The sequence below is a fragment of the Arthrobacter crystallopoietes genome (genome assembly GCF_017603825.1).
Taxonomy (GTDB): domain Bacteria; phylum Actinomycetota; class Actinomycetes; order Actinomycetales; family Micrococcaceae; genus Crystallibacter; species Crystallibacter crystallopoietes_B.
The window spans coordinates 4,063,052-4,089,156 of record NZ_CP072014.1; the positions used below are offsets into that span (position 1 = coordinate 4,063,052).

The 26,105-nt window shown below is 64.9% G+C and carries 24 protein-coding genes; 9 read left to right on the forward strand and 15 right to left on the reverse strand.

What is annotated here, in order from left to right; translation table 11 throughout:
• Positions 1-2 precede the first annotated feature (2 nt).
• On the forward strand, positions 3-734 hold the full coding sequence (locus J5251_RS18610) for a hypothetical protein (RefSeq protein WP_208574822.1): 732 nt from the start codon (positions 3-5) through the stop codon (positions 732-734).
• On the opposite strand, the gene mgrA is transcribed toward J5251_RS18610, so the two are convergent.
• Both mgrA and J5251_RS18620 read right to left on the reverse strand, forming a co-directional pair.
• Complete coding sequence (gene mgrA / locus J5251_RS18615) at positions 712-1,749, reverse strand: L-glyceraldehyde 3-phosphate reductase (RefSeq protein WP_139004665.1); 1,038 nt, start codon at positions 1,747-1,749, stop codon at positions 712-714. The genes J5251_RS18610 and mgrA overlap by 23 nt on opposite strands.
• Before the next feature lie 45 nt (positions 1,750-1,794).
• Positions 1,795-2,205 (reverse strand): hypothetical protein, encoded by a 411-nt coding sequence (locus tag J5251_RS18620; protein WP_208574823.1) that lies wholly within the window; start codon positions 2,203-2,205, stop codon positions 1,795-1,797.
• A 91-nt stretch (positions 2,206-2,296) separates the two neighbouring features.
• On the opposite strand from J5251_RS18620, the gene J5251_RS18625 reads away from it, so the two are divergent.
• Positions 2,297-2,968, forward strand: a complete 672-nt coding sequence (locus J5251_RS18625; RefSeq protein ID WP_208574824.1) for a helix-turn-helix transcriptional regulator — start codon at positions 2,297-2,299, stop codon at positions 2,966-2,968.
• A 42-nt stretch (positions 2,969-3,010) separates the two neighbouring features.
• On the opposite strand, the gene J5251_RS18630 is transcribed toward J5251_RS18625, so the two are convergent.
• From J5251_RS18630 to glgX, 4 genes are read right to left on the reverse strand one after another with little or no spacing between them, the layout of a single operon-like run.
• A complete protein-coding gene (locus J5251_RS18630) occupies positions 3,011-4,600 on the reverse strand; it encodes an NAD(P)H-hydrate epimerase (RefSeq protein WP_208574825.1) in 1,590 nt (529 codons plus the stop codon).
• A gap of 5 nt (positions 4,601-4,605) precedes the next feature.
• A complete protein-coding gene (gene treZ, locus J5251_RS18635; RefSeq protein WP_208574826.1) occupies positions 4,606-6,366 on the reverse strand; it encodes a malto-oligosyltrehalose trehalohydrolase in 1,761 nt (586 codons plus the stop codon).
• Positions 6,363-8,666, reverse strand: a complete 2,304-nt coding sequence (treY, locus tag J5251_RS18640) for a malto-oligosyltrehalose synthase (protein WP_208574827.1) — start codon at positions 8,664-8,666, stop codon at positions 6,363-6,365. The genes treZ and treY overlap by 4 nt, the downstream gene beginning before the upstream one ends.
• Complete coding sequence (gene glgX / locus J5251_RS18645) at positions 8,663-10,852, reverse strand: glycogen debranching protein GlgX (protein ID WP_208574828.1); 2,190 nt, start codon at positions 10,850-10,852, stop codon at positions 8,663-8,665. Before glgX ends, treY begins: the two co-directional genes overlap by 4 nt.
• 148 nt (positions 10,853-11,000) lie before the next feature.
• Between glgX and J5251_RS18650 the strand changes: the two genes are divergently transcribed.
• Positions 11,001-11,366 carry a TfoX/Sxy family protein gene (locus J5251_RS18650; protein ID WP_208574829.1) on the forward strand — a complete coding sequence of 122 codons (366 nt, stop codon included), beginning with the start codon at positions 11,001-11,003 and terminating at the stop codon, positions 11,364-11,366.
• Between the two features lie 19 nt (positions 11,367-11,385).
• Here the strand turns inward: J5251_RS18650 and J5251_RS18655 are convergent, their stop codons facing one another.
• Both J5251_RS18655 and J5251_RS18660 read right to left on the reverse strand, forming a co-directional pair.
• A complete protein-coding gene (locus tag J5251_RS18655; protein WP_208574830.1) occupies positions 11,386-11,595 on the reverse strand; it encodes a hypothetical protein in 210 nt (69 codons plus the stop codon).
• A 35-nt stretch (positions 11,596-11,630) separates the two neighbouring features.
• Positions 11,631-12,014: a VOC family protein gene (locus J5251_RS18660; protein ID WP_139004656.1), complete on the reverse strand. Its 384-nt coding sequence runs from the start codon at positions 12,012-12,014 to the stop codon at positions 11,631-11,633.
• Between the two features lie 102 nt (positions 12,015-12,116).
• Here J5251_RS18660 and J5251_RS18665 point away from each other — a divergent pair, with 102 nt between their 5' ends.
• Complete coding sequence (locus J5251_RS18665) at positions 12,117-13,793, forward strand: glycoside hydrolase family 10 protein (RefSeq protein WP_208574831.1); 1,677 nt, start codon at positions 12,117-12,119, stop codon at positions 13,791-13,793.
• A gap of 43 nt (positions 13,794-13,836) precedes the next feature.
• Here J5251_RS18665 and J5251_RS20420 read toward each other — a convergent pair whose 3' ends face one another.
• Complete coding sequence (locus J5251_RS20420; RefSeq protein WP_244250726.1) at positions 13,837-14,994, reverse strand: DUF6226 family protein; 1,158 nt, start codon at positions 14,992-14,994, stop codon at positions 13,837-13,839.
• Positions 14,995-15,121: 127 nt separating this feature from the next.
• Here J5251_RS20420 and J5251_RS18675 point away from each other — a divergent pair, with 127 nt between their 5' ends.
• The gene (locus J5251_RS18675; RefSeq protein WP_208574832.1) at positions 15,122-15,667 is read left to right on the forward strand and encodes a hypothetical protein; all 546 of its coding nucleotides are present in this window, start codon (positions 15,122-15,124) and stop codon (positions 15,665-15,667) included.
• Between the two features lie 3 nt (positions 15,668-15,670).
• On the opposite strand, the gene J5251_RS18680 is transcribed toward J5251_RS18675, so the two are convergent.
• Both J5251_RS18680 and glmS read right to left on the reverse strand, forming a co-directional pair.
• Positions 15,671-16,021: a holo-ACP synthase gene (locus tag J5251_RS18680; RefSeq protein WP_139004653.1), complete on the reverse strand. Its 351-nt coding sequence runs from the start codon at positions 16,019-16,021 to the stop codon at positions 15,671-15,673.
• Positions 16,022-16,128: 107 nt separating this feature from the next.
• Positions 16,129-18,051 (reverse strand): glutamine--fructose-6-phosphate transaminase (isomerizing), encoded by a 1,923-nt coding sequence (gene glmS, locus J5251_RS18685; RefSeq protein ID WP_208574833.1) that lies wholly within the window; start codon positions 18,049-18,051, stop codon positions 16,129-16,131.
• 147 nt (positions 18,052-18,198) lie between these two features.
• Between glmS and coaA the strand changes: the two genes are divergently transcribed.
• From coaA to mscL, 3 genes are all read left to right on the forward strand, one after another.
• Entirely contained in the window at positions 18,199-19,176 is a 978-nt protein-coding gene (gene coaA, locus J5251_RS18690; protein ID WP_139005786.1) for a type I pantothenate kinase, read from the forward strand.
• 1 nt (position 19,177) lies between these two features.
• Complete coding sequence (locus J5251_RS20425; RefSeq protein WP_244250727.1) at positions 19,178-20,071, forward strand: M15 family metallopeptidase; 894 nt, start codon at positions 19,178-19,180, stop codon at positions 20,069-20,071.
• A gap of 65 nt (positions 20,072-20,136) precedes the next feature.
• Positions 20,137-20,517 carry a large conductance mechanosensitive channel protein MscL gene (mscL, locus tag J5251_RS18700; protein WP_139005785.1) on the forward strand — a complete coding sequence of 127 codons (381 nt, stop codon included), beginning with the start codon at positions 20,137-20,139 and terminating at the stop codon, positions 20,515-20,517.
• A 150-nt stretch (positions 20,518-20,667) separates the two neighbouring features.
• Here the strand turns inward: mscL and J5251_RS18705 are convergent, their stop codons facing one another.
• On the reverse strand, positions 20,668-22,062 hold the full coding sequence (locus J5251_RS18705) for a cation:dicarboxylate symporter family transporter (protein WP_208574834.1): 1,395 nt from the start codon (positions 22,060-22,062) through the stop codon (positions 20,668-20,670).
• Positions 22,063-22,243: 181 nt separating this feature from the next.
• Here J5251_RS18705 and J5251_RS18710 point away from each other — a divergent pair, with 181 nt between their 5' ends.
• Positions 22,244-23,236 carry an SMP-30/gluconolactonase/LRE family protein gene (locus J5251_RS18710; protein WP_208574835.1) on the forward strand — a complete coding sequence of 331 codons (993 nt, stop codon included), beginning with the start codon at positions 22,244-22,246 and terminating at the stop codon, positions 23,234-23,236.
• Between the two features lie 15 nt (positions 23,237-23,251).
• Here the strand turns inward: J5251_RS18710 and glmM are convergent, their stop codons facing one another.
• From glmM to rplM, 3 genes are all read right to left on the reverse strand, one after another.
• A complete protein-coding gene (glmM, locus tag J5251_RS18715; RefSeq protein WP_208574836.1) occupies positions 23,252-24,619 on the reverse strand; it encodes a phosphoglucosamine mutase in 1,368 nt (455 codons plus the stop codon).
• 153 nt (positions 24,620-24,772) lie between these two features.
• Positions 24,773-25,273 carry a 30S ribosomal protein S9 gene (rpsI, locus tag J5251_RS18720; RefSeq protein ID WP_139005780.1) on the reverse strand — a complete coding sequence of 167 codons (501 nt, stop codon included), beginning with the start codon at positions 25,271-25,273 and terminating at the stop codon, positions 24,773-24,775.
• A gap of 39 nt (positions 25,274-25,312) precedes the next feature.
• Positions 25,313-25,756: a 50S ribosomal protein L13 gene (rplM, locus tag J5251_RS18725; RefSeq protein WP_074701333.1), complete on the reverse strand. Its 444-nt coding sequence runs from the start codon at positions 25,754-25,756 to the stop codon at positions 25,313-25,315.
• Positions 25,757-26,105 lie beyond the last annotated feature (349 nt).

The window sequence follows — 26,105 nt, forward strand, 5'->3', positions numbered from 1 at the left end:
TCATGCCATCACTTCACGGCGGGGAGAAGGAAAAAGGGCAGGCTGCACTCCGGCAGCCCCCTGCCGACTGGTTCGTCTTGCTGGCGCGAATCACCGCTGAGATCAGGGAACTGCTGGAGAACCGGCAGATCTGGTTGAGAACGACTGCACGTTCTACAGAGCAGGAGACCGACAAGCACTTCCAGGGTGCCGATGGACGGGGCAGCGCTGCAGCTTCACCGGACGGGCAAAGCTGGCTGGATGCGCTCTACTACCGCGATGCGGCGCTGGGGATTCGGCGGATGCTCGACGGCGACCGCCGGACCGGCTCCCTCAAGCGGCTCCTGCAGAAGATGGCGGAAGAGCCCAGGGTGCTGGCCGGTGAGTGGTTCCTCGGCGATGCAACCGGAGAACGCCGTCGTGATTTGGAACTTGCTTTCATGGCAGAAGCAGACACGCTGAAGTTTGGGCATCTGAACCCGGCCGTGCCGCGCGCGGACCTGGCCGCGCTGAGCGAGAAGACCGCGGGGATCAAGTGCTACGTGGACCAGCACATAACCCATGCCCAGCTGGATCCGCACTCGGCCATGCCGCCGCCGTCGGACATAGACGCGGCGTTGGATCTGCTGGCCCAGTTGCTCGACAAATACACGTTCCTGCTGCGGCCACCGCAGGCGAATGGCGTGGCCGCGACTTCAGAACCCGATCAGTCCGGAACCGCCAGGCCTGGCGCTACTGCTGGGCCCAGAGGTTGATGCCGGATTCCACCGCATACTGGTCGATCATGTCGATCTCCTCCAGGGAGAAGTCCAGGTTTTCGACGGCGGCAAGATTATCCTCGAGCTGCTTCACGCTTGAGGCACCGATGAGCGCCGAGGTGACCTGGCCGCCCTTGCGCTGCTCGCGGAGCACCCAGGCGATGGCGAGCTGCGCAAGGGACTGGCCGCGTCCGGCGGCAATCTGGTTCAGGGCACGGACCCGCGAAAGCCGATCTTCATTCAGCCAGTCCGCCGCGAAGGACTTGTTCTGTGCAACCCGCGAGTCCTGCGGGATCCCGCCGAGATAGCGGTCGGTCAGGAGACCCTGCGCCAGCGGGGAGAAAGCGATGGAGCCAAGGCCCTCCTCCTCGAGGACTTCGAGCAGGTTGGGACTGCCATCTTCGACCCAGCGGTTGAGCATGGAGTAGGACGGCTGGTGGATCAACAGCGGCGTGCCGAGCCCGCGCATGATCCGTGCGGCCTCGCGGGTCTGCTCGGGGGTGTAGGAGGAGATGCCGGCATACAGTGCCTTGCCCGAGCGGACGGCCTGGTCAAGAGCGCCCATGGTCTCTTCGAGCGGGGTCTGCGGATCCGGCCGGTGGCTGTAGAAGATGTCCACGTAGTCCAGTTCCATCCGCTTGAGGGACTGGTCGAGACTGGAAAGCAAGTACTTCCGCGATCCCCATTCGCCGTACGGGCCGGGCCACATCAGGTAGCCCGCCTTCGTGGAGATGATGAGTTCGTCGCGGTACGGCAGGAAGTCCTCGCGCATGTGCCGGCCGAAGTTGGTCTCGGCACTGCCGGCGGGCGGGCCGTAGTTGTTGGCGAGGTCGAAGTGGGTAACACCCAGATCGAAGGCACGGCGCAGGATAGCGCGCTGGGTTTCGAAAGGCTTGTCGTCGCCAAAGTTGTGCCACAGGCCCAGAGAAACCGCCGGGAGCCGCAGCCCACTGCGTCCTACCCGGCGGTATGGAATCTTCTCGTAGCGGTTGCCCGCAGCCTCAAACGTCATTCGTCCATCATGCGTTTACCCCCCGGTCCCTTTCAAATCGAAAATTCAGTGCTTGTCGTCAGAGGACAAGCGATTAAGGGCCAGAGCGCCCACGAGGAGTCCGAAATCACGCAGGGCGACGTCGAAGTAGCCGGGCACCAACAGCAGGTTGATAATGATGCCGGCGAGCCAGGCAGCTACGACCAGCGAGCCGATCCGCGGCTTCCATGCCACGAGAATGCCGGCGAGGATTTCTATGACGCCGACTGCATACATGAACGCTTGCGGAGAAACCGGGATGATGTCGGTCGCAATGGGGGCCAGATAGCTAGTCCAATCGACCATCACGTTGAAGAACTTATCGAGGCCGAAGAGAATCGGCGCGATGGTGAAGACGGTACGCAGCAGCAAAAAGGCCTGGTGCGTATGGCTGCGCAGACCGGGGCGGTCTGTAAGGCGGGGCTGGTGGGTGACCATGACCGTTCCTTTCTAAAAGTAGTAATACTTGACTTTAGAAAGAGCGGGCTGTTATGTCAATGGTTGTTGTTTTTAGAGTAAAATTGCAGGTATGAAAGCACGCACGGAGTCCGATTCGGTCAGCGCAGTTGCCGCTTTAGCGGATTCCTCCCGGCGTGGGGTCTATGAATACATCCTTGAGGCGGAGGGACCGGTCAGCCGGGACGACGTCGCCGGCGCGCTGGGCATGGTGCGCGGCACGGCGGCCTTCCACCTGGACCGGTTGGCGCGGGAAGAACTGCTGACGGTGAGCTACCGGCGGTTGTCCGGGCGCAGCGGTCCAGGGTCGGGCCGGCCGACCAAATTGTATGCTCCGGCGGTCCGAGAGGTCTCGGTCAGCCTGCCGCAACGACACTACGACCTGGCGGCCGAACTTCTTGCGGCCGCCGTCGAGAATTCCCACCGAACCGGAGCCCCGGTGGACGAGTCGTTGCGGCGGGTGGCCGCCGAGGCGGGTAGTGCCATCGGCGAGGACGCGGACAATCTTGAGCATGCCCTGGAGAAGTACGGGTTCAAGCCCGAGAGCGAAGCGGACGGCAGCGTCGTCCTGCAAAACTGTCCGTTCCACCGCCTGTCCCAAAGCCACACGGCCACCATCTGCGGGCTGAACCTGGATCTGTTGTCGGCGGTGACCGGCAAGACCGGGCCTGCCGGCTGCACCGCGGTGCTGGATCCTGCGCCCGGGCGCTGCTGCGTCAGGATCCTGCCGCCCGATCCCGCCTGAACCCCGCGACTCCGCCCAAGGTCCAGCCGCCAGGTGAGAGCGTTAGCCGTCCTGACGGAGTTCCAGCAGCGTCCGCACGGTTTCGGGCACGGCCCGGCCGAAGTCCGAGGCGGCGACGGGTCCTCCGGCAGCGGCCTCGGTTCCGGCGATCCCATGCACAGCGGCGGCCATGGCAGCCACGGCCGCCCAATGGTCGGGCTCGGGAAGGCCTGCTTCGGTCAGGCGGTCGCGCTGGACTGTGGCGGCGAGCGCGCCGAGGATCCCGGCGAGCGTGTCCCCGGAACCTGCCGTTGCCAGCCAGGGCGTGGCGTTGTCCTGGGTAAAGAGAGCACCGGACGGTGAGGAAATGACGGTGGCTGCTCCCTTGAGCAGCACGGTGGCACCGGTAAGCCCGGCGGCAAGGCGTGCAAAGTCCGACGGCGATGCCTCCACCTGCTCGCGCGTCACCTCCACGTCCTGCTCGGCAAGAATTCGGACGAGTTCACCGGCGTGCGGCGTCAGGATCACCTGCGGGCCCAGGTCGGCCGGAAGGCTGTCCAGCGCGCCGGCGTCCGCCACCACCGGCAGTCCGGAAGCGAGCGCGTCCCGAACGCGGACCTGCTGGTCCCGATCCCCGGTGGCGCCTGGTCCCACCAGCCAGGCCTGCACACGGCTCTCCCCCACGGTGCCCTGGCTGCAAACCGCTTCCGGCGTCGAGAGGTTGACCAGGCGGCAGATCTCCTGGGGGCCCAGATAGCGGATCATGCCCACGCCCGTGGCTGCGGCCGCCTGCGTGCACAGCAGTGCGGCGCCCGGATACTGGGCCGACCCGGCGACGATTCCGAGCACGCCGCGCGTGTACTTGTGGCTGGTTCTCTGCGGTACGGGCCACCAGTCGGCCAGATCCGCCGGTTCCAGCCGCCGAAGTTCCGGCACCGGGAGAAGCGGACCGAGGCCGATGTCTACGGTCAGCACCCTGCCTGCAACCTCTGCGGCGGGATCGGTGAGCAGTCCGGCTTTGGCTCCACCGAAAGTCACGGTGAGGTCGGCCGGCAGGACGGGCCCGAAGACTTCCCCGGTATCGGCAGAGACTCCGCTGGGCAGGTCGCAGGCGATGGTCAGGGCCGGGGTTCCCCGCGCGATGATGTTCTCCACCAGATCCTTGCCCGGGCTGCGCAAACCGCCCGAGGCTCCGGTTCCGAGAATCCCGTCGATCAGCACATCCGCACGGGAGCAGCTGGCTGCGGCTTCGTCGGGCGTGACGAAAGGACCGGCTGCCGCGGCGGCGGAATCGTCACCACCCGCGCCCGTACCGGCACCACCAGCGGCCAGCCGCAGCACAGTCCCGCCGGCCTTCTCAAACACGGCCAACGCCTGCGGGTGGCTGCGCGCCGAGGTGAGGACCGCCGTCGTACTCATTCCCCTGCGCGCGAGGGTGGCGGCGGCGAAGAGCGCGTCTCCCCCGTTGTTGCCGCTGCCGGCGATCACTGCCAGCCGCGCGCCGTAGATCCGTCCGCGGTTTTCCCGCACTGCACGGACCACGGCGTTGGCCAGCCCCTGGGCGGCGGTGGCCATGAGCCGGTCGCCGTGCCCGGCGTCGAGCAGCGGTTGCTCGGCGGCGCGGATCTGGCGACCGGTCCAGGCGCTGATCATGCCCCTTAGCCCTGCCCCCGGATGATGGCGGCGGAGTTGGCCGGCAGCGTCAGCACACCGTCCAGCTTCGCTTCGTCTTCCGTGGCCAGCAGCAACCGGCCGGTGCCCGCATCCACGGTGCAGGTCCGGTCCGCGAAGTTCAAGCACACGCTGATCCGGCCGCGGCGCAGAATGAACCAGCCGTGATCCTGGTCGAACTCCACCTGGACGGAAGCGAAATCCGGGTCCGTGAGTTCCGGGGTCTGCCGGCGCAGCGCAATCAGGTCCTTGTACAGCGCCAGCAGCCGCGCGTGGTCCCCGCGCTCCGGCTCGGACCAGTCCAGCTTGGAGTTGGTGAAGGTGGTCTCGGCCTGCGGGTCCGGCACGAGGTCCGGATCCCAGCCCATCCGCTCGAACTCCCGGAGCCGGCCGGCCGACGTGGCCTCGCCCAGTTCCGGCTCCGGGTGGGAGGTGAAGAACTGCCAGGGGGTGGACGCGGCGAACTCCTCGCCCATAAAGAGCATGGGCGTGAACGGCGACGTCAGGTTCAGCACGGCAGCCATCGCCAGCCGACCATAGCCCAGTGTGGAGGACAGCCTGTCCCCCGCGGCGCGGTTGCCAATCTGGTCGTGGTTCTGCGTGCAGACCACCAGCTGGCGCGCTTTCACCCGTTCCTTGTTGATCGGCCGGCCGTGGTGCCGGTGCCGGAAGGAGGAGTACGTGCCGTTGTGGAAGAAGCCCTCCGTGAGCACCTTCGCCAGCACATCCAGGCCCTCGAAGTCCGCGTAGTAGCCGGCGGTTTCGCCCGTCAGGTTCACATGGACGGCATGGTGGAAATCATCGCTCCACTGGCCGGTGAGCCCGTACCCGTTCACAGCCCGGGACTCCAGCAGCCGCGGATTGTTAAGATCCGATTCCGCGATCAGGAACAACGGCTTGTCCAGCTCCCGGGAACATTCATCCGTGGCGGCCGAGAACTCCTCGAGGATGTGGACGGCGCGCTCGTCCTGCAGCGCGTGGACGGCATCCAGCCGCAGCCCGTCCACGTGGTAGTCGCGGAACCACATCAGCACGTTGTCCAGGATGTAGCGGCGGACCTCGTCCGAATCCGGGCCGTCCAGGTTCACCGAGTCACCCCAGCTGTTGCCCCCGGCAGCGCTCAGGTAAGGGCCGAAGCGCGGCAAGTAGTTCCCGCTGGGACCCAGATGGTTGTAGACCACGTCCTGGATCACGCCGATGCCGTGGCGGTGCGCGGCGTCCACGAACCGCTGGTAGGCCGCGGGACCGCCGTAGGTTTCCTGCACCGCGTACCAGTGCACGCCGTCGTAGCCCCAGTTGTGCGTGCCGTTGAACGCATTGACCGGCAGCAGTTCCACGAAGTCGATGCCGAGTCCGGCGAGATAGTCCAGCTTGGCAGCGGCGGCATCCAGCGTCCCCTCGGGAGTGAAGGTGCCCAGGTGCAGCTCGTAGATCACGCCGCCGTTCAGTCCCGGTGACTGCCAGCCGCCGTCCGCCCACTGGTGGGCATCGGCGTCGAACCTGCGGGACAGCCCGTGCACGCCGTCCGGCTGGCGGCGCGACCGCGGATCCGGCAGCGGCGTGGTTTCGCCGTCCAGCAGGTAGCCGTAGTCCGTCTCCCCCGCCGGAACAGCCGCCGGGTCGGCCAGCGTCCACCAGCCGTCCTGGCTCTGCTCCATGGACAGCAGTTGTCCGGCGGCCTTCAGCTCGACGGTCTTGGCCAGCGGAGCCCAGACGTCAAAGCGTGCCGGGGCAAATCCGTTACTCACTGTTCTTCCTCCTTGACCAGCAGGGCCACGGGCAGGCCGGCGAAAACGTCACCAACCGGGAGCGACCCGGTGCTGCTGAAGACCAGCCCGGTCAGCACGTCCTGGTAACGTCCGGCCGGAATGACGACGGCGGTGTCCCGCCATCCGCCGCCGCTTTGCAGTCCCAGCGGCAAACGGGTGACCAGCGTGATGGCTCCGCCGCGGTCGAAACCGAAGACATGCTCCGCTGCGGCGCCCTCGGCGTTGACGGCTTCGTAACCAATGAACAGATCCGGCCGGTCGCGGCGCAGCCGCAGAGCCCGGGCCACCACCAGCATCTTAGCCTGCGCGCCCTCGTCGATGACCGGAACCGTCCCCTCGCCGAGCCGGGCGAGGGCCTTGTGCCGGGCGTCGAAATCCACCGGCCGCCGGTTGTCCGGATCCACCAGCGAATGGTCCCAGAACTCGGTGCCTTGGTAGACATCGGGAACACCGGGCATGGTCAGCTGCACCAGCTTGGCCGAGAGCGAATTGGTCCAGCCGGGCAGCTTGGTCTCTTCCGCCAGCGTGCTCAGGATCCGGTTGACTTCAGGGTTGTCGAACGCGGCATCCACGGCGGCATGCAGCTGTTCTTCGAACTGCTCGTTCGGGTCCAGCCAGGAGGTGCTGTTTCCTGCTTCCCGCGCCGCCTTCTCCGCGTAGGCGTGGGCGCGCTTGCGGCTGAACGGCCACGCGCCCAAGGCAGCCTGCCACAGCAGGTCCGCGAACGGCACGTCACCCAGCGGCGCGGCCGCATCCAGCTCCGCGAACTTCCCGGACCACGCGCCGGCCATCTCGGAGAGGACGCTGATCCTCGCTCGGGTGTCCTCGCTGCGCTTGGTGTCGTGTGTGCTCAGCGCGGTCATGGCCAACGGTTGTTCCAGCTGCCGGCGGACCAGCTTGGTCTGCAGGTCGAACGGCTCGATGGCAAAGATGGACGGGTCCGCGCCAACCTCGTTCAGCGAGGTCAGCCGCGAGTAGCGGTAGAACGCAGTGTCCTCCACTCCCTTGGCCATCACCATGCCCGAGGTCTGCTGGAACCGGACGGCCAGCGCCGTCAGCTCTCCTTCAGGGTTCAACAGCGGCTGCAGTGCGACGATCGTTTCGGCCAGATCCGGGCGACGGACCTGCGCGGCGATCACCGCTTCCTCCAGATACTCCGCGCCCTGCGGCAGGTAGCTGCGGTAGACCGGGAAACAGGCCAGCAGTTCGGCGAGCGCATCTGCGGCAATGTCCTGCTCCAGGTCCGCCTCGGCCGGGATGAGCCGGGTCAACCGGAGCACCTCGGAGCGCAGGATACCGTCCGCAATAGCACGCTTGGTGTCGTGGATCATGTGCCGGTAGGGTTCCACGGGCGCCACATCGGTCAGCTGTTCCCGGCCCTCCGGGTCGACGAACAGCCGGTCCACGTCCGCCAGCGCGTCATATCCGGTGGTGCCGTGGCAGAACCAACCCGAAGGCAGGCTCTCCCCCGGTTCCAGGATCTTCTCCACCAGCACATACGCCCCGCCGGTCAGCTCGTGCAGCTGGCGCAGGTAACCGCCAGGATCCGCCAGACCATCCGGGTGGTCGATGCGCAGCCCGTCCACGAGCCCCTCGGTGAACCAGCGCCGAATTTCGGCGTGCGATTCCTCGAACACCCATGGCACTTCCACGCGCACTCCGGCCAGCGAGTTCACGCCGAAGAACCGGCGGTAGTTCAGTTCGCTGTCCGCCCGGCGCCAGTTCACCAACTGGTAGTGCTGCCGCTCATGAACGGTGCGGGCATCCGCGCCGTCATCGGCCGTTCCGGCTGCCACGGGGAAGCGGTTCTCGTAGTAGCGCAGCTCGCCGTCCACTAGCTCCAACGCGTCCAGTTCTGCGCCGCCGTCGCCGAGGACCGGCAGCCGAAGCTTCCCGTCCGCGGCGTCCCAGTCGACGTCGAACGCCTCCGCATAGCGCGATCCGCGCCCCTCGGCCAGCAGCGACCACCACCAGCGGTTGTTCACCGGCGTGGCCACGCCCATGTGGTTGGGCACGATGTCCACCAGCACGCCCATCCCGGCGGCGTGCGCGGCCTCGGAGAGCGCCTTCAGCCCCTCGGCTCCGCCGCGCGCCGGGTCCACCGCGGTGAAGTCGACGACGTCGTAGCCGTGGTCCGAGCCGGGCTCGGCGGTGAGGATCGGCGAGAGGTACACCCAGTCAGCCCCGAGCTCGCGCAGGTACGGCACCAGCCGCGCCGCGTCGAACAGGTTGAAGGACTCACGGATCTGCAGCCGGTAGGTGGAGAGCGGGGTTTTCATGCGGATCCCTTGCCGGTGCCCTTGGCGTCAGCCATCGCTGCCAGAGACGCTGCCACGGAGTGGTCAGGCTCTTCGGCCGGCGGCGTGTAGGCCCGCAGCACCACCATCGCCTTGGCCTGCACGGTCATGGGCTTCCCGGCCGCGATCGGTTCGGAATCAGCGTATTTGCCGGCGGTGTCAATCACCTGGTCCCACTTGGCCGCGTACTCCTTGGGCGGCAGGACGAACTCCACGTCGTTGTCGTCCGCGTTGAAGTAGATCAGGAAGTTCTCGTCCGTGATCCGCTGCCCGCGCTCGTCCCGGCCCGGGATACCCTGGCCGTTAAGGAAGACGCCGATGCACCGGCCCAGCGCCGCATCCCAGTCCTCGGGCTCCATCAGGGTGCCGTCCGCGGTCAGCCAGACAATGTCCGGCAGCGCCTCGCCTTCGCCCCGGCGCACCGGCCGTCCGTCAAAGAAGCGACGTCGACGGAACGTGGGGTGTTCGGTGCGCAGCTTGTTGACCGCAGCGACGAACTCGAGCAGCGGCTGGTCCACCTTGTCCCAGTCAACCCAGGACAGCTCGGAATCCTGGCAGTACACGTTGTTGTTGCCCTGCTGGGTGCGGCCCAGCTCGTCGCCGTGCGCGATCATCGGCACGCCCTGGCTCAGCAGCAGGGTGGCCAGGAAATTCCGCTGCTGACGGGCGCGCAGGCCCTGCACCTTCGAGTCGTCCGTCTCCCCCTCCACGCCGCAGTTCCACGAGCGGTTGTGCGATTCCCCGTCGTTATTGTCTTCGCCGTTGGCCTCATTGTGCTTCTCGTTGTAGGAGACCAGGTCCCGCAGCGTGAAGCCGTCATGGGCGGTGACGAAGTTGATCGAGGCCACGGGGCGGCGGCCGGAACTCTCGTACAGGTCCGCCGAACCGGTGATGCGCGAGGCAAACTCGCCCAAGGTGGAAGGTTCGCCGCGCCAGAAGTCCCGGACGGTGTCCCGGTAGAGCCCGTTCCATTCCGTCCACAGCGGCGGGAAGTTGCCCACCTGGTAGCCGCCGGGGCCAACGTCCCACGGTTCGGCGATGAGCTTGCTCTGCGAAACCACCGGGTCCTGCTGGCAGAGTTCGAAGAAGGTGGACAGCCGGTCCACATCGTAGAACTCGCGCGCCAGCGTGGAGGCCAGGTCGAAGCGGAAACCGTCCACGTGCATCTCCGTGGCCCAGTACCGCAGCGAGTCCATCAGCAGCTGCAGCGAGTGCGGGTGGCGCACGTTGAGCGAGTTTCCGGTGCCGGTGTAGTCCATGTAGTACTGCTTCTCATCTTCCATGAGGCGGTAGTACGCGGAGTTGTCGATGCCCCGGAAGGACAGCGTGGGGCCCATGTGGTTACCCTCGGCGGTGTGGTTGTAGACCACGTCCAGGATGACCTCGATGCCGGCCAGATGCAGCTCGCGCACCATCGCCTTGAACTCCTGGACCTGCTGCCCGGCGTCCCCGGTGGAGCAGTAGGTGTTCTGCGGGGCGAAGAAGCCGATGGTGTTGTAGCCCCAGTAGTTGGAGAGCCCCTTCTCCTGCAGCGTGCTGTCATTGACGAACTGGTGCACCGGCATCAGCTCGATGGCTGTGACGCCCAGCTTCTGCAGGTGCGCGATCACCGACGGATGCGCAATGGCGGCGTAGGTTCCGCGCTGCTCCTCGGGGATGTCCGGGTGCAGCTGGGTCAGGCCCTTCACATGCGCCTCGTAAATGACCGAACGGTGGTACGGAATACGTGGCTTGCGGTCCCCGTCCCAGTCAAAGAACGGGCTGACCACCACGCCCATCATCATGTGCGCGGCGGAGTCCTCGTCGTTGCGCGAGTTCTCGTCGCCGAAGTTGTAGCCGAACAACGACTGGTCCCAGTCGATCTCCCCGTGCACGGCCTTGGCGTACGGGTCCAGCAGCAGCTTGTTGACATTGCAGCGCAGCCCGTTCGCCGGCTCATACGGTCCGTCAACGCGAAAACCGTACTTCTGGCCCGGCAAAACATGCGGGAGGTAGCAATGCCAGACGTAGCCGTCCACATCCTTAAGTTCAACCCTGGTTTCCTCGCCGTCGTCGTCAAACAGGCAGAGGTAAACACGCTCGCCTGCTTCACTGAACAGGGCAAAGTTAGTTCCATTGCCGTCGTAGGTGGCACCCAGCGGATAGGCTTCTCCGGGCCAAACTTCCATGTACTGCTCCTGACATTAGACGCTTCTGTATCTTTCATACAGTATGCGAAAGACAGTTTGATGATGATTCGGGCAGATCGCACGAATTACGACGGCGGGAAGCGGCTACCGCTCGAATCCCACCGAGGCAGGAAGAAAGGACCGTATCATGACGGACCAGCACCGGCCCGGCAATGAGGCCTCGCTTGCGCTCCTGGATACGCTCACGGTGCGGTTTTCCGAAGACCCGCTGGTCGAACGCGGCACCATGTTCCGCAGCCCCGGCATAAAAGTGGGCAGGACGGTCTTCGCGTTCCTGGGCGGCGCCGACCGGCTGATCGTGAGGATCCCGCGGCACCGGGCGGAGGCGGCCGTTGCGGCCGGTGAAGCAGAGCCTGTCACGATGGGAACCAGGACGATGAAGGAATGGGTGGCCTACCCTGCGGTCTGGGAAGATCCGCAGGAAACCGAGCAGTGCTGCGCCCGCGCTGTCGATGAAGCGTATGCCTATGTGAAAAGTCTCGGGCCCGAGTGACTTTCGGGCAGGCTATCCCCTAATCGTCGGCTTCGCCGCCTTCCCTGTCCTGCTCGTTGCCGCCTTGATCGCCGCCGTCGTTCTCTTGTTCCTCGCCGTTGTTCCCGTTCTGTTCCTGTTGGACGTCCTGATTGTTTCCTTCGTCCTCGTTGGGGTTATCGCAGCCGGTCAGGAGCAGTGCGCACAGCGCCACCAGGGTGGCGATACCCTTGGAAATCTTGGTCGTCATGAGGCGTCCGTCCCTTTCGAGAGTCGTTTGCGGGGTCAGGGCCGCTGGGCGGCTTCGAAGAGTTCGATGAGGTTCCCTGCGGGGTCGGCGAGCAGGATTTGGCGCCCGCCCGGTCCGGCCACCACGTCGCTGCGGAACGACAGGCCGGCACCGCGCAGCCGCTCGATCTCGCCGTCGAGGTCCGCAAAAATCAGGTGGATGCGGTTGCCTCCGGGAGCGCCATACTCCGCCGGGGTGGCGCGGGCGCCCGAGCTTGCTGGCCCGGAGAGCAGCAGCCGCAGCGGGCCACGGATCACGTCGGCAAAGGCAGGCGCCTGCATGTTAACGGTGAAGCCGAGGTGCGTTGTGTAGAAGTCGACGGCGGCCTGAACATCGTCGACGAGGTACCGGACACTGGCGTATTCATTCGGTGCTGTCATGGCTTATTCTCCTTCGGACACGACTTCAACACTCCCCTGTTGCGGTGATGATCGCAAGCGTATCGTTGAGCTAGCAGCATTCTTTATCGAGGTGAGCTGGCCATGACTGGCAGCGATTTGGGGTCTACATTCTCGCGGCGGCAGTTCAATGCCGCGGCGGCCGTAACCGTGCTTGGCGCCGCAGGTCTGCTCGGCGGCAGCCTGTCCAGGGCGGTGACGGCGGCAGGTCCGCGGCCGCTCGAGGTCAGCCTCGCCGCGGCGGTCCCCAACAGGGTCTACCGCATCACCGCGCGGGAGCGTGCCCGGGTCACGGACGCGCCGAAGCACGAGTTCCGCGGGTTCTGGCTCTCCAGCGTGGTCAATATCGACTGGCCGTCGCGTTCCGGGCTGACCGCCGCCGTCCAGCAGACCGAGCTCCGCGGCTGGCTGGACCTGGCCCGCAGCCGGAACCTGAATGCCGTGATGCTGCAGGTGCGCCCGGCCGGCGACGTCTTCTGGCCGTCCACAGTCGGCGAACCGTGGTCCCGCTACTTGACCGGCACCCAGGGCAGGAATCCCGGCTACGATCCGCTGGCCTACGCGGTCAGCCAGGCCCACGCCCGGAACCTGCATTTGCACGCCTGGTTCAACCCGTTCCGAGCCGGCATGACGGCGAACCTGGCCGACCTGATCTCCTGGCATCCGGCGCGGAAGAACCCCAGCTGGACTTTCGCCTATGGCGGCCGCCGCTACTACAACCCCGGCATCCCCGCCGTACGCAGCTTCATCATCAAAGTGATTGCGGAGGTCGTGGCGAAGTACGACGTCGACGGCGTGCATCTGGACGACTATTTCTATCCCTATCCGGTGACCGGCCAAAGCATTCCGGACTCGGCTGCCTACAACGCCTACCGGCTGCCCGGTGAGAGCCTGGCGAACTTCCGGCGGCGCAGCGTGAACGTCTTTGTCCGAGACCTGAGCGCGAGGATCGCCGCTACCAAACCGCGGATGCTGTTCGGCATCAGCCCGTTCGGGATCTGGCGCAACCAGTCGACGGACAGCCGCGGCTCCGCGACCTCCGGATTCCAGAGCTACGACGGCATCTTCGCGGACTCGCGGCTCTGGGTGAAGCAGGGCTGGCTGGACTACGTGGTGCCGCAGCTCTACTGGCACCAGGGCAATCCAGCCGCGGACTACAACACGCTGGTCAACTGGTGGTCGGCCCAGGTCAGCGGCACCAGCTGCAAGCTCTACATCGGCGAGGCCGCCTACAAGGTCGGCGACCCTGCCCAGGGCGCCGATTGGCAGGACCGGCGGGAGCTGTACAACCACACCGCCAAGTGCCGGGCAACGGCGCGGGTCAGCGGCCAGGTGTACTTCTCGGCCAAGTCCGTGCGGGCCAACAAGCTGGGCAGCATCGGCCTGGTGAAGGACAAATACTACAAGCGGGTGGCCATGACGCCGGTCATGTCCCATCTTGGCGCCCAGCGTCCCTACACCCCCGTGATCAGCAGTGCGCGCTGGAACGGCTCTGGCGTCGAGCTTATTTGGCGCGGTTCCAACAGCGGGACGCTGCCGCGGCATTACGCTATCTATCGCTGGGAAGCCAAGGCGGATTCCAGCGCATTCATCCCCTCACAGGCCGGGGCCCTGCGCCGCGTGCACCGCCGCCGCGGCAACCCCGAAAAGTTCGTGGATACCGGAGTGGTGCGGGGACGTACGTACTGGTACGTCGTCGTCGGACTGAGCGACCTGATGGTGGAGTCCGCCGCCGCCTCCGCAATCTTCATCCGGGCCTGAGGGCACCGGACAAACCGGGTGCCCGCTTGGACGGCCCTGCCCATCAACCAGTCCGTAGCGGCCAGGGACGCCAGCCCTCCGGAACTTCCTGCAGCTTCAGCTCAGCCTCGCGGAGCCGGATCCCGGCGACGGCATCGGGCTCTCCTCTGCCGCCTTCCTCCCAGGAACCGTCCGCCGCCGTCAACGCATATTCGCTCCACCCGCGCCGGCCCACCGGATAGCGTTCACCGTAGCCGCCGGCGGCTACCGCCAGCACCAGCCGTTCCAGCCTGTCCGCCTCCGATTCGGCTGTCTCGTCGCAGGCGTCGCAGCCGCAGGACGGGAAGATGAACTCGTGCAGCAGCCCGGCATGCACCACCACGCCGGGGTAACTGGTAAGTCCGAAAGTCAGGACCGCTGCGCCAGGGTCGCGGGGACAAAGTCGGACCGCTTCCCGCACCTCATCGGAGTGCACCAGCAGATCCGGCACGCGCTCAGGGTCAGGATCCACATCGACGTCGTACACCTCGCAAAGGTGCTCGATCAGTGCACGGGCCACGGTGTGCAGCCCGGCGAAGCGCTCCGTATTGCTGTCCATGGTGTAGGCCTCCGCCGGCGGACCCTCGTCGCCCCACCTGCTCCCGTACGGAATGGGCTGCCCGTCCGGCGAGCTGAACTCTTGCACCGGCAGCGTCGGCCGGATGTACGGCGGTTGGTCTGGCGCAGGCGGCACCGGCTTCAGTTGCATGGCCGGCAGGATTTCGGCCTCTTCACTCTCCCACTCCTGGATAACGGAGATGAAGCCCTGCAGCCACTCGGCGTCGGCATCGCGGATCCGGGTGGGCAGGCCCTCGATCTCGAACTGCAGATCATCGTTTCCGACGGTCGGTGAACTGCCCTCGAAGGTCCGCCACTGCGCGTCCGGCCTCAGGCTGGCCAGCACGTTTCCGGCGAACATTCCCGCCGCGGCTTCGAGCGCACTGTCGTTGGCGATCCGGCCACCGGACGAGTGCAGGAATTCCACGAGCCTGGCGGGATCGGTTCCCAGCTGCGCTGCGTCCACGTCCTGCTCCCTGCAGAAGGCCACGAACGGAGCGTACCCTCGCGCGTGCCGGACCGGCGGCTGGACTTCGGACTCTGGCCGGTAGAGCGCCCGCGAGCGCTGCATCGGTTCAGGCAGTTCTACCGCTGGTCCCTCGAAAACATCCTCAGCATCTCCCATGACCAGATCCTAGCCGGTAGCCTCCGCTGCCGCAGTGGCCAGAGAACCCCCACGTCCCGTTGCCGTTGCCGTTGCCGTTGTCAGAGCACCCAAGATTGCTTCAAGAACCGGCCACTAGTCTCGGCCCATGCACTCTTCCCCGTTTCAGGACGGACCGCTGTTGCCTCGAACGTCTGCAGATCAACACCGTGAGGATGGCTCTCCAGATACGGATATCAACGTCCTGGAGTACTGCAACGGATTGTTAGCGGATGCCCCCGAAAGTGAGCAGGTGCGTCTGGACCTGTTGCTGGAGCGGACCTACCGGGTGATTACTGCGCAGGCAGAACGAAGTTTTGAAACCGCCGGGAATCACGAGGAAGCCTCCGCCTTTCGGGAATTGCTCATGAGGCCGGATTTCCGCGCACCAATGGCATGGGACTACTTGGCTGGCTCACCTTCCAGGGATGCCGTCAGGAAACGAATCAGCCGCCTGTTGCAGTCGGGATGGGTGCGTGACACCCTGACCAAGAGCGCGGGTGTCGATACCGCCACCATCCATGAGTTAGCGAGGGCCTACCGTTCACGCACCGAGGCGTCAGGCCTCGTTCAGACTGGGGAACCTCCGCCTCCGAACCTGCTGATGCGCACAAAACGCAGGTTCAGATGCAGGCAGACGAGCAATTCGGAGTAGAAGCTACCTCTCGGCGACAACCATTGCGGTAGCCAGGTCCCCGTCGTGGCTCATGGACAGGTGCCAGAATTTCACGCCTTTGGCCTCGGATGCCGCAGCCACAGTCCCGGTGAACTCCGGGTACGGGTCTCCGCCGTCGTCAATGCAGATAGTGCAGTCCTGCCAGTTCATCCCTGCGGGTGCCCCAAGGGCCTTGGCAATGGCTTCCTTGGCGGCGAAGCGCGCTGCCAAGGAGCGGGTATTCAGGACCCGTTCGGCCGGCGTGAACAACCGGTCCACCAATCCAGGCGTCCGCTCCAGCTGCTTCCGGAAGCGCGAAACCTCCACCACATCAACGCCGATTCCCACGATCATGATTCATACCTATCCACACAGCGGCCGCACAGGCCTTGAATGAACAATAGCTGCCCGTTGGGAGATCCCATCGGACAGCTATCGTTTACGTACTTGGCGGGAAGCCTCTACTCGACGGTGACGCTCTTGGCCAGGTTGCGCGGCTGGTCGACGTCGTAGCCCTTGGCGTTCGCCAGCTCGCACGCGAAGATCTGCAGCGGCACGGTGGCCAGCAACGGTGCAAGCAGGGTCGGGGTCTCCGGGATGTAGAAGACGTGCTCGGCGTAGGCCTTGACCGCTTCGTCGCCCTCTTCGGCGATGACAATGGTCTTGGCGCCGCGGGCCCGGATCTCCTGGATGTTGGAGACAACCTTGGAGTGCAGCGAGTGGCGCCCGCGCGGCGAAGGCACCACCACGAAGACCGGCTGGCCTTCCTCGATCAGCGCGATCGGGCCGTGCTTGAGCTCACCGGCGGCGAAGCCCTCGGCGTGGATGTAGGCCAGTTCCTTGAGCTTCAGCGCGCCTTCCATGGCGACCGGGAAGCCGACGTGGCGGCCCAGGAACAGCACGGAGCGGGTTTCCGCCATTTCACGGGCCAGCTTCTTGATCTGGTCCGCGTTGTCCAGGACGGACTGGATCTTGGCCGGGATGGCAGCCAGATCGGAGAGGATGTCCTTGATCTCGCCCTGGAACTTGTTGCCGCGCAACTGTGCCAGGTACAGGCCCAGCAGGTAAGCGGCGGTGATCTGTGCCAGGAACGCCTTGGTGGAGGCGACGGCGATCTCCGGACCGGCGTGCGTGTAGAGCACGGCGTCGGATTCACGCGGAATGGTGGACCCGTTGGTGTTGCAGATCGCCAGGGTCTTGGCGCCCTGTTCCTTGGCGTAGCGCACGGCCATCAGGGTGTCCATGGTCTCGCCGGACTGGGACATCGAGACGATCAGGGTGCGCTCGTCCACGATCGGGTCGCGGTAGCGGAACTCGTGGCTCAGCTCCACCTCGGTGGGGATCCGGACCCAGTGCTCGATGGCATACTTCGCCACCTGCCCGGCGTACGCGGAGGTACCACAGGCGAGCACGATGATCTTGTTGACGTTCTTCAGCTCGGCCGGGTCGATTCGGACCTCGTCAAGGGTGAGCCGGCCGTCGGCGTCGGAGCGGCCCAGCAGGGTCTGGCCCACGGCCTCGGGCTGGTCGTTGATCTCCTTCTCCATGAAGGAGGGGAAGCCGCCCTTTTCCGCTGCCGCGGCGTCCCAGTCCACATGGAACTCGGTGCCTTCGGCCGGCTTGCCGAAGAAGTCGGTGATCTCGAAGCTGTCCGGGGTGATGGTGACAATCTGGTCCTGGCCCAGTTCCACCGCGCGGCGGGTGAAGTCGATGAAGCCGGAAACGTCGGAGCCGAGGAAGTTCTCGTTCTCGCCAAGGCCGACTACCAGCGGGGAGTTGCGGCGGGCGGCAACGACGACGTCGGGCTCATCGGCGTGGATGGCCAGCAGCGTGAACGCGCCTTCGAGCTTCTGGCAGGCCTGCTGCATGGCCTGCGCCAGGGCACCGGAGCCGGTGTTCGTCTTGACCAGCGAGCGGTAGATGTCGCCGAGCAGTACGGCGGCCACCTCGGTGTCCGTTTCGGAGAGGAAGGTGTGGCCCTTGGCCAGCAGCGATCCCTTGACCTCGGCGAAGTTTTCGATAATGCCGTTGTGGATGACGGCGAGCTTGCCGTCATCGGCCAGATGCGGGTGGGCGTTCTGGTCGGTCGGACCACCGTGAGTGGCCCAGCGGGTGTGGCCAATGCCGGTCAGCGACACCGGCAGCGGGCGCTCTTCGAGCTCGGTGACCAGGTTGCTCAGCTTGCCGGACTTCTTACGGGACTCAATGCCGCCGTCGGCAATAACGGCAACGCCGGCAGAGTCGTACCCGCGGTACTCCAGACGCCGCAGACCTTCCAGCACCACGTCGAGAGCACTGTGGCTGTCAATTCCGGGAGCAAGATCAGCACTGCTGCTTACGGCCGGCATGTCGCGGCGGCCTACATAACCTACGATTCCACACATGCCATAAAGCGTACCTGCCCCACCGGCCGAGCACCGCACCGGGCGGGCATGAAACGCGGCACCACCAGCTAGCACCCGATTTCGGCCGCCGGGTATACGTCGTCTTGATATTGGGTAATGTGCCGCCCAACAGGCACAATTCGTTAAGTGAGTGAAGAGACACCGAAGACGGCGTCATCCAATGGTGAGAGTAACGTCACACCTTTTGTCGAGCTGGACCGGCAGACATGGTCCCGGCTTTCCAACGAGATCGAACAGCCCCTCAACCAGGAAGATATCGAGCGGCTGCGCGGTCTGGGCGAACAACTGAACATGGACGAGGTGCGCGAGGTCTACCTCCCGCTGTCCCGGCTGCTGAACCTCTACGTGGGCGCGGCCGGCGAACTGCACAAGGCAACCACCACCTTCCTGGGTGAACAGACCCGCCGCACTCCCTTTGTCATCGGCGTTGCCGGCTCCGTCGCCGTCGGAAAATCCACCACCGCCCGCGTGCTGCGCGAGATGCTGCGCCGCTGGGAGGGCACGCCCAATGTCGAGCTGATCACCACGGACGGTTTCCTCTACCCGAACGAGGAACTTCAGCGCCGTGGCCTGATGGACCGCAAGGGCTTCCCCGAGTCCTACAACCGCCGCGCCCTGCTGCGCTTTGTCAGCGAGGTCAAGTCCGGCGCCGAGGAAGTCAGGGCTCCTTGGTATTCGCACCTGACCTACAACATTGTCCCGGGCAAGGAAGTTGTGGTCCGCCGTCCCGACGTGCTGATCGTCGAGGGGCTGAACGTGCTGCAGCCGGCACGGCCCCGCGCGGACGGCCGCTCCGGCCTGGCCCTGAGTGATTTCTTCGACTTCTCCATTTATGTGGACGCGAAGACCTCGTATATTGAACAGTGGTATGTCAACCGGTTCCAGAAGCTGCGCACCTCCGCGTTCGCGAATCCGGAATCGTACTTCCACCGCTACGCCTCTCTGACGGACGAGGAAGCCGTGGAAACGGCGCTGAGCATCTGGCGCCGCATCAACGAGCCGAACCTGGAGCAGAACGTGCTTCCCACCCGGGGCCGGGCACAACTGGTGCTCACCAAGGACGCGGACCACTCGGTCCGCCGGATGCTGCTGCGGAAAACCTGAGATGAATAGCAGGACTGCCATCAAGACGCTAGCCATCGCCGCCGCCATTGCCGTGCTCACCGGCTGCGCAGGCCCGTCCCCTGAACCTTCCAGCCAAAGCACGACGGCGTCATCCTCCGTTGCGTCGTCACCGTCGCCGTCGGGCGCGGGGCGCGACGAGGGCACGGCTGCCCCGGAACCGGGAGAAACCAGCGTGCCCGAGACGGACGAGCCCCAAGCCCGTGTCGAGCCGGAGGAGACCGAGCAGCCCGGGGAGCCAGAGGAACCAGACCAGCAAGCCGACCAGCCCGGCGCGGAAGGTCACGACGATCCGGCGAGCATCGACGTCGTTGTTAATAAGACCCGGCCGCTGGAACCGGCAGATTACTACCCGGCCGACCTCCGCTCCCCCAACGTGACCACTGGTCCGGGCGGCGCCGGTGCCCAGTTGCGCGCTGCCGCTGCGGGTGCCGCTGAGGAGATGTTCGCCGCCGCCGCTGCGGAGGGCGTGGGCATGACCATCGTGAGCGGCTTCCGCTCCTACGACACGCAGGTCTCCACTTACCAGCACTGGGTCAATGTCAATGGCAAGGCCGGGGCCGACGAAGTATCGGCGCGCCCCGGCTACTCGGAACACCAGACCGGCCTTGCCCTGGACATCGGGGACAGCAGCGGAGCCTGCAATCTCAGCGCCTGCTTCGCGGACACCGCCGCCGGCAGCTGGGCCGCGCAGAACGCCCACCGCTTCGGTTTCGTGGTCCGCTACCAGTCCGGGCAGCAAGACATCACGGGTTATTCGCCTGAGCCATGGCACCTGCGTTTCATCGGCAAAGCCGACGCGGCCGACATGTACAACAGCGGTGCCAAGGCCCTGGAGACCTACTACGGACTGCCTGCAGCACCTGATTATCTTTGAGCTGTTTTCCTAAAAGCCGCTAAGTATCCATTGCATTCAGTACGACAAGCGGTACATTGGGGCGCATGTTACAAGGATTCAAGGAATTCATCATGAAGGGCAATGTCGTAGACCTTGCCGTCGCTGTGGTCATCGGCGCCGCCTTTGCCGGCGTGGTCAACTCCCTCGTCGGAGACGTCCTTATGCCGCTGATCTCGATGCTGGTCGGAGAGCCCGACTTCAGCAACTTCCTGGTCTTCGGTGCAGTCAGGTTCGGCGCCTTCCTGACCGTAGTCATCAACTTCCTGCTCGTAGCCGCCGCCATCTACTTCGTCGTCGTTGTTCCCATGAACCACATGATTGAACGCCGCAACCGCCGCCTCGGCATCACCCCGGCAGCAGAAGAAGCCGATCCGCAGGTCGTCCTGCTGACCGAAATCCGCGATTCACTGCGCGCCCGCCAGTAGTAATCCGACCTGTCCGCCTACCAACCGGCTCAACCCCCTAGGCTATCCAGCCGGACGGTTACCGAAAAAGTGGCCCGCATCCATTCGGATGGGGGCCACTTTCCGTTGTGCGGTCCGGTCCTCCGGATTTACCCCTGCCGCCGGCAGGAGCTAGTGTGCGTGCGCCTTGTAGGGGTGCCCCGGCGTGCCAACCGGCTCTGTTCCGGTGTAGCCGTGGTCCTCGTCCATGGTGGTCTCATCGAAGGGATCAGAACCGGCCAGGACCCTGTCCACCTGCTCCGGGTCAATTTCCTGGGTCCACTTGCCGATCAGGACCGTGGCCACTGCGTTCCCGGTGAAGTTGGTCAAGGCACGGGCCTCCGACATGAACCGGTCGATGCCCACGATCAGGCCTACGCCTTCCACAAGGTCAGGCCGGTGGGACTGCAGGCCGCCGGCCAATGTAGCGAGTCCGGCTCCGGTGACGCCGGCGGCGCCCTTCGAGGCAATGATCATGAAGACCAGAAGCGAGATCTGCTCTCCCAACTGGAGGGGCTTGCCCAGAGCCTCGGCGACAAACAAGGCAGCCATAGTCAGGTAGATCGCTGTGCCATCCAGATTGAAGGAATAGCCCGTTGGCACCGTGACGCCGACCACCGGCTTGGCCACACCCAGATGCTCCATCTTCGCGATCAGCCGCGGCAGTGCAACCTCGGAGGACGAGGTGGACACGATCAGCAGATACTCCCGCGCGAGGTAGCGCATGAGCATGAAGATGTTTATCCCCGTCACGAGCTTCAGCAGGCCGCCGAGGATAACGACAATGAAGAGGGCGCAAGTGATGTAGAAGGCGATCATCAAGGTGCCCAGGCTGATGATCGCATCCAGTCCCGTTTCACCGACGACGGCGGCGATGGCACCGAAGGCGCCGATCGGAGCGAGCCACATAATCATGACAAGGATACGGAAGACCAGGGTCTGCAGGTAGCCAACCCCCCTCAGGATCGGTACACCGCTGGGTCCCATTTTCTGCAGCGCGAAGCCCACCAGCAGCGCGACGAACAGCGTCTGCAGGATGCTGCCGAAAGTAAGCGCGGAGAACAGCGTGGTCGGAATGATGCTCAGCAGGAACTCCACGGTCCCGCCAGCCTCTTCCTCGCCACCACCCGCTTCGAACTCGGTAGCGCCGATGTCCAGTCCAGCTCCCGGCTGGATGATGTTGCCCACGATCAGGCCGATCGCCAGCGCGAAGGTGGACATCAGGATGAAGTAGCCTAGCGCCAGCCCACCGACCTTGCCCACCGTGGCTGCCTTAGCGATCGAGCCCACGCCGAGCACGATAGTGCAGAAGATCACCGGCGCAATCATCATCTTGATCAGCCCGATGAACGCGGTGCCCAAGGGTTTGAGCTGCTGGGCGAAGTCTGGCGCCACGAAGCCGATGATGATGCCGAGCACCACAGCCACGATGACGGACACGTAGAGCAGATGTGTACGGTCCTTCTTTTTAGTCGGGCCACCTGCCGTTGCCGGTTCTTGCGACGGGCGTTCAGCCGGGGAAGACATAGCTTTCTCCTTTGTCACCGCTGTTCCTGCTGATGTAATAACTGTCCCACCGGCCATGTTCCAGCACCATAGAAAAGGGCCAATTACAAGGGTCAAAGGCGTTCTTTCCCGCGTAGCATTGGAGAAGACACTGGGAGCCCGCTCCGGTGACTCCCGGACTTCTTTCCGCACGGAGACACCCATGCACAACACCCCAGCCCCGATTCCCTCCCGGCGCCCGCGGCTCGGCAAGACCGCCGCAGGACTTCTCGGGATAGCTGCCCTGATCGCCTCGGCCGGACCCGTCTCGGCCCACCCCAGCCACCATGACCGTCCAGACAGTCCGCCGGACAGCATTGAACTTCCCGACGCTTCGTCGGCCGAAGGCATCACCGCCGGAAGGGGCAGCTCCTTCTACGCGGGTGACCTCTTCGAGGGCGACATCTACCGCGGCAGCCTGCGCAGCGGATCTGCCGAGGAGATCATTGACGCCCCGGACGGCCGTAAGGCAGTCGGTATGGACTTCAGCAAACGGCATGAACTGCTCGCCGTGGCCGGCGGTGATACCGGCCAGGCCTACTTCTACGACACGGACACGGGGGAAACCGTGGCCAAGTACCAATTGGCCAAGGCGGGAGCATCCTTCATCAATGACGTCACGCTGACCCGACGCGGCGCCTGGTTCACCAACTCGCTGCGGGGCGAGTTGTACTTCGTACCCATCGACCGCCACGATGGCGGCCTTAGGAAGGCAAGAACACTGGACCTGAAGGGGCCGGCTGGCGAGACACCCGGAGACTTCAACCTCAACGGCATAGCCGTAGCCGACGACGGCCGCACACTGGTGGTCGCGCACTCGGCCAAGGCATCGCTCTTCACCGTGAACACCCGGAGCGGGGAAAGCAGGCTCATTCGCAATCTGGACCTGCCCCACGTGGACGGCATCGTCGTCGACGGCCGCAATGTGTGGGCCGTTCAGAACATGATTAATCAGGTGAGCCGGATCAGAGTCTCCGATGACCTGCGCCGCGGCGAAGTAAAGGAAGTCATCACCGACAAGCTCTTCCAAACACCAACGACGGCGGCACTCATCGACGATGATCTGGCCGTGGTCAACGCCAAGTTCGACACCGGCCTCCCACCGACGGCCGACACTTACGAGTTCGTCATCGTAGACGCCTTCGGCGAAGACTGATCCTTTGCGAGGCCGCTAGTCTGCGGCGACCGGCTGCGGCAACCCTAGATGCTGCTTGACGGCAGCAGCCAACTGATCAGCGGTGGTCTGGGCGGTTGCCATGTCGGCGGCTTCGACCATCACGCGGACCACGGGCTCGGTGCCCGAGGGGCGCAGCAGCACACGTCCGGTTTCACCAAGGACCGCGCTGGCGGCGGCGATGGCGGCCTGCAGCTCGGCGTTGGTCTTCACCGCGGCCTTGTCCACGTCCTTGACGTTGATCAGCACCTGCGGAAGGTGGTTCATGGCCTTGGCCAGTTCTGAGAGCGGTTTGCCGGTCTTCGCGATCTGGGCCGCGACCTGCAGGCCGGTGAGGACTCCGTCGCCTGTAGTGGCGTAGTCGGAGAAGATCACGTGGCCGGACTGCTCGCCGCCCAGGGAGTAGCCGTGGGCGCGCATGCTTTCGAGCACGTAGCGGTCCCCTACCGCGGTCTCTTCGATCCGGACACCGGCTTCCTGGAGGGCCAGCTTCATGCCCAGGTTGCTCATCACCGTGGCCACGAGGACGTTGTCCTTGAGCCTGCCGGCGTCCTTCATGGCCAGGGCCAGGATGGTCATGATCTGGTCACCGTCAACCACGGTGCCGTTCTCATCCACCGCCAGGCAGCGGTCGGCATCGCCATCGTGCGCGATGCCGAGGTTCGCGCCGTGGGCTACCACGGCCTTCTGCAGCTCCTCCAGGTGGGTGGAGCCCACGCCGTCGTTAATATTCAGTCCATCGGGGTCGGCGCCGATGACAACAATTTCGGCGCCGGCGTCGGAGAAGACCTGCGGAGAGCAGCCGCTGGCCGCACCGTGCGCGCAGTCGAGAACGACTTTGAGGCCGTCCAGGCGGGCCGGCAGGGTCTGCAGCAGATGGACGATGTAGCGGTCCTCGGCGTCGGCGAAGCGCTGGATACGCCCGACCTCGGCGCCCGTGGGACGGTGGCGGGGGTTCTTCATTTCGGCCTCGATGGCGTCCTCGACCTCGTCCGGCAGCTTGTGGCCGCCGCGGGCGAAGAACTTGATGCCGTTATCCGGCGCTGGGTTGTGGGAGGCGGAGATCATCACGCCGAAGTCCGCACCCAGGTCCGCGACCAGGTAGGCGGCCGCAGGGGTCGGCAGCACCCCGGCGTCGTACACATCCACGCCGGCACTGGCGAGCCCTGCGGAGACGGCAGCGCTGATGAACTCGCCGCTGGCACGGGGATCCCGCGCAACCACGGCGGTGGGCCGCTTTCCGTCTTGAACCTGCCGGTGGCCAAGGACTACTGCAGCGGCCTGGGAAACTTCCATCGCCAGTTCTGCAGTGATCAGTCCGTTGGCCAATCCGCGGACACCGTCGGTACCAAATAATCTAGACACAGGAGACCATTTTACGGGAGGGAAACAGAGCAGCATGACATGTTGCCCTCGAAGCCCGTGTTAACGCCAGAACCCCGCCCAGTGGATTGCACTGGGCGGGGTTCTGAAGCAGTCCGGGTAACGCTGGTAGCGCTGCTTCCGGAAAGCGCAGATTTAGCGCTTCGAGTACTGCGGTGCCTTACGGGCCTTCTTGAGACCAGCCTTCTTACGCTCGATGATACGGGCGTCGCGGGTCAGGAAGCCGGCCTTCTTCAGGGCCGGACGGTTGTTCTCGCGGTCAACCTCGTTCAGCGCACGGGCGATGCCCAGGCGCAGCGCACCGGCCTGGCCGGAGGGGCCGCCGCCGTTGATGCGTGCAACCACGTCGTAAGCGCCATCCAGATCAAGCAGCTTGAACGGATCGTTGACTTCCTGCTGGTGCAGCTTGTTCGGGAAGTAGTTGGCCAGTTCGCGGCCGTTGATGGTCCAGTTGCCGGAACCCGGAACGATGCGCACGCGGGCAACAGCTTCCTTGCGGCGGCCAACAGCGGAACCGGAAACGGTCAGGGCCGGGCGTTCCTTGGCAACGGCCTGCGTTGCTTCGGAGCTGCTTTCCGAGGTGTAGCTGGTGAGGTTCTCGCCAGCGGTGTTCAGCTCTTCAGTATTCTGAGCCACGATTCTCCTTGAATAAATTCTTTAGTTTGGTGGCCAGGACTACTGGGCGACCTGGGTGATTTCGAAGGTCTTCGGCTGCTGGGCAGCGTGCGGGTGCTCGGCACCTGCGTAGACCTTCAGCTTGCCCAACTGCTGGGCAGCCAGGGAGTTCTTGGGCAGCATGCCGCGGATTGCCTTCTCGACTGCGCGAACCGGGTTCTTCTCCAGCAGTTCGGCGTAGTTGACGGAGGACAGGCCACCCGGGTAACCGGAGTGGCGGTAGGCACGCTTCTGTTCGAGCTTGGCGCCGGTCAGGGCAACCTTCTCAGCGTTGATGATGATGACGAAATCGCCCATGTCCATATGCGGAGCAAAGGTCGGCTTGTGCTTTCCGCGCAGCAGTGTTGCGGTCTGGCTGGCAAGACGACCCAGGACAACGTCGGTGGCGTCAATGACGTGCCACTGGCGGTTGATATCGCCGGGCTTCGGGGTGTACGTACGCACGGTTTTTGCCTTCGTTTGTTGTTCTCAGGGTAGCGGCGCATCCGTAGCGGACACGCACGCAAGTTCATCTATGCGCTACCGGAACTTCAGGTGAGGACTGAAATGTAACCAGTGGTCCAGAGAATCTCGGCTATTTCCATGGACCAGGTGACTCTGCAACTGAGCCGTCTCACGGACATAGACGTATCGAGGTTGGACACGCACAACGACTACCAAGGTTACCGTGTTTGAGTGGATCAGGTCAAAAGGACCTGAGAGTTGATCCACCGGGCCCCGGACACAGCCGCCGGAGGAACACAAACGCGTCCGCAGTTATGGCCGGAACAGGGCGGGAAATCGGCCCATTCCA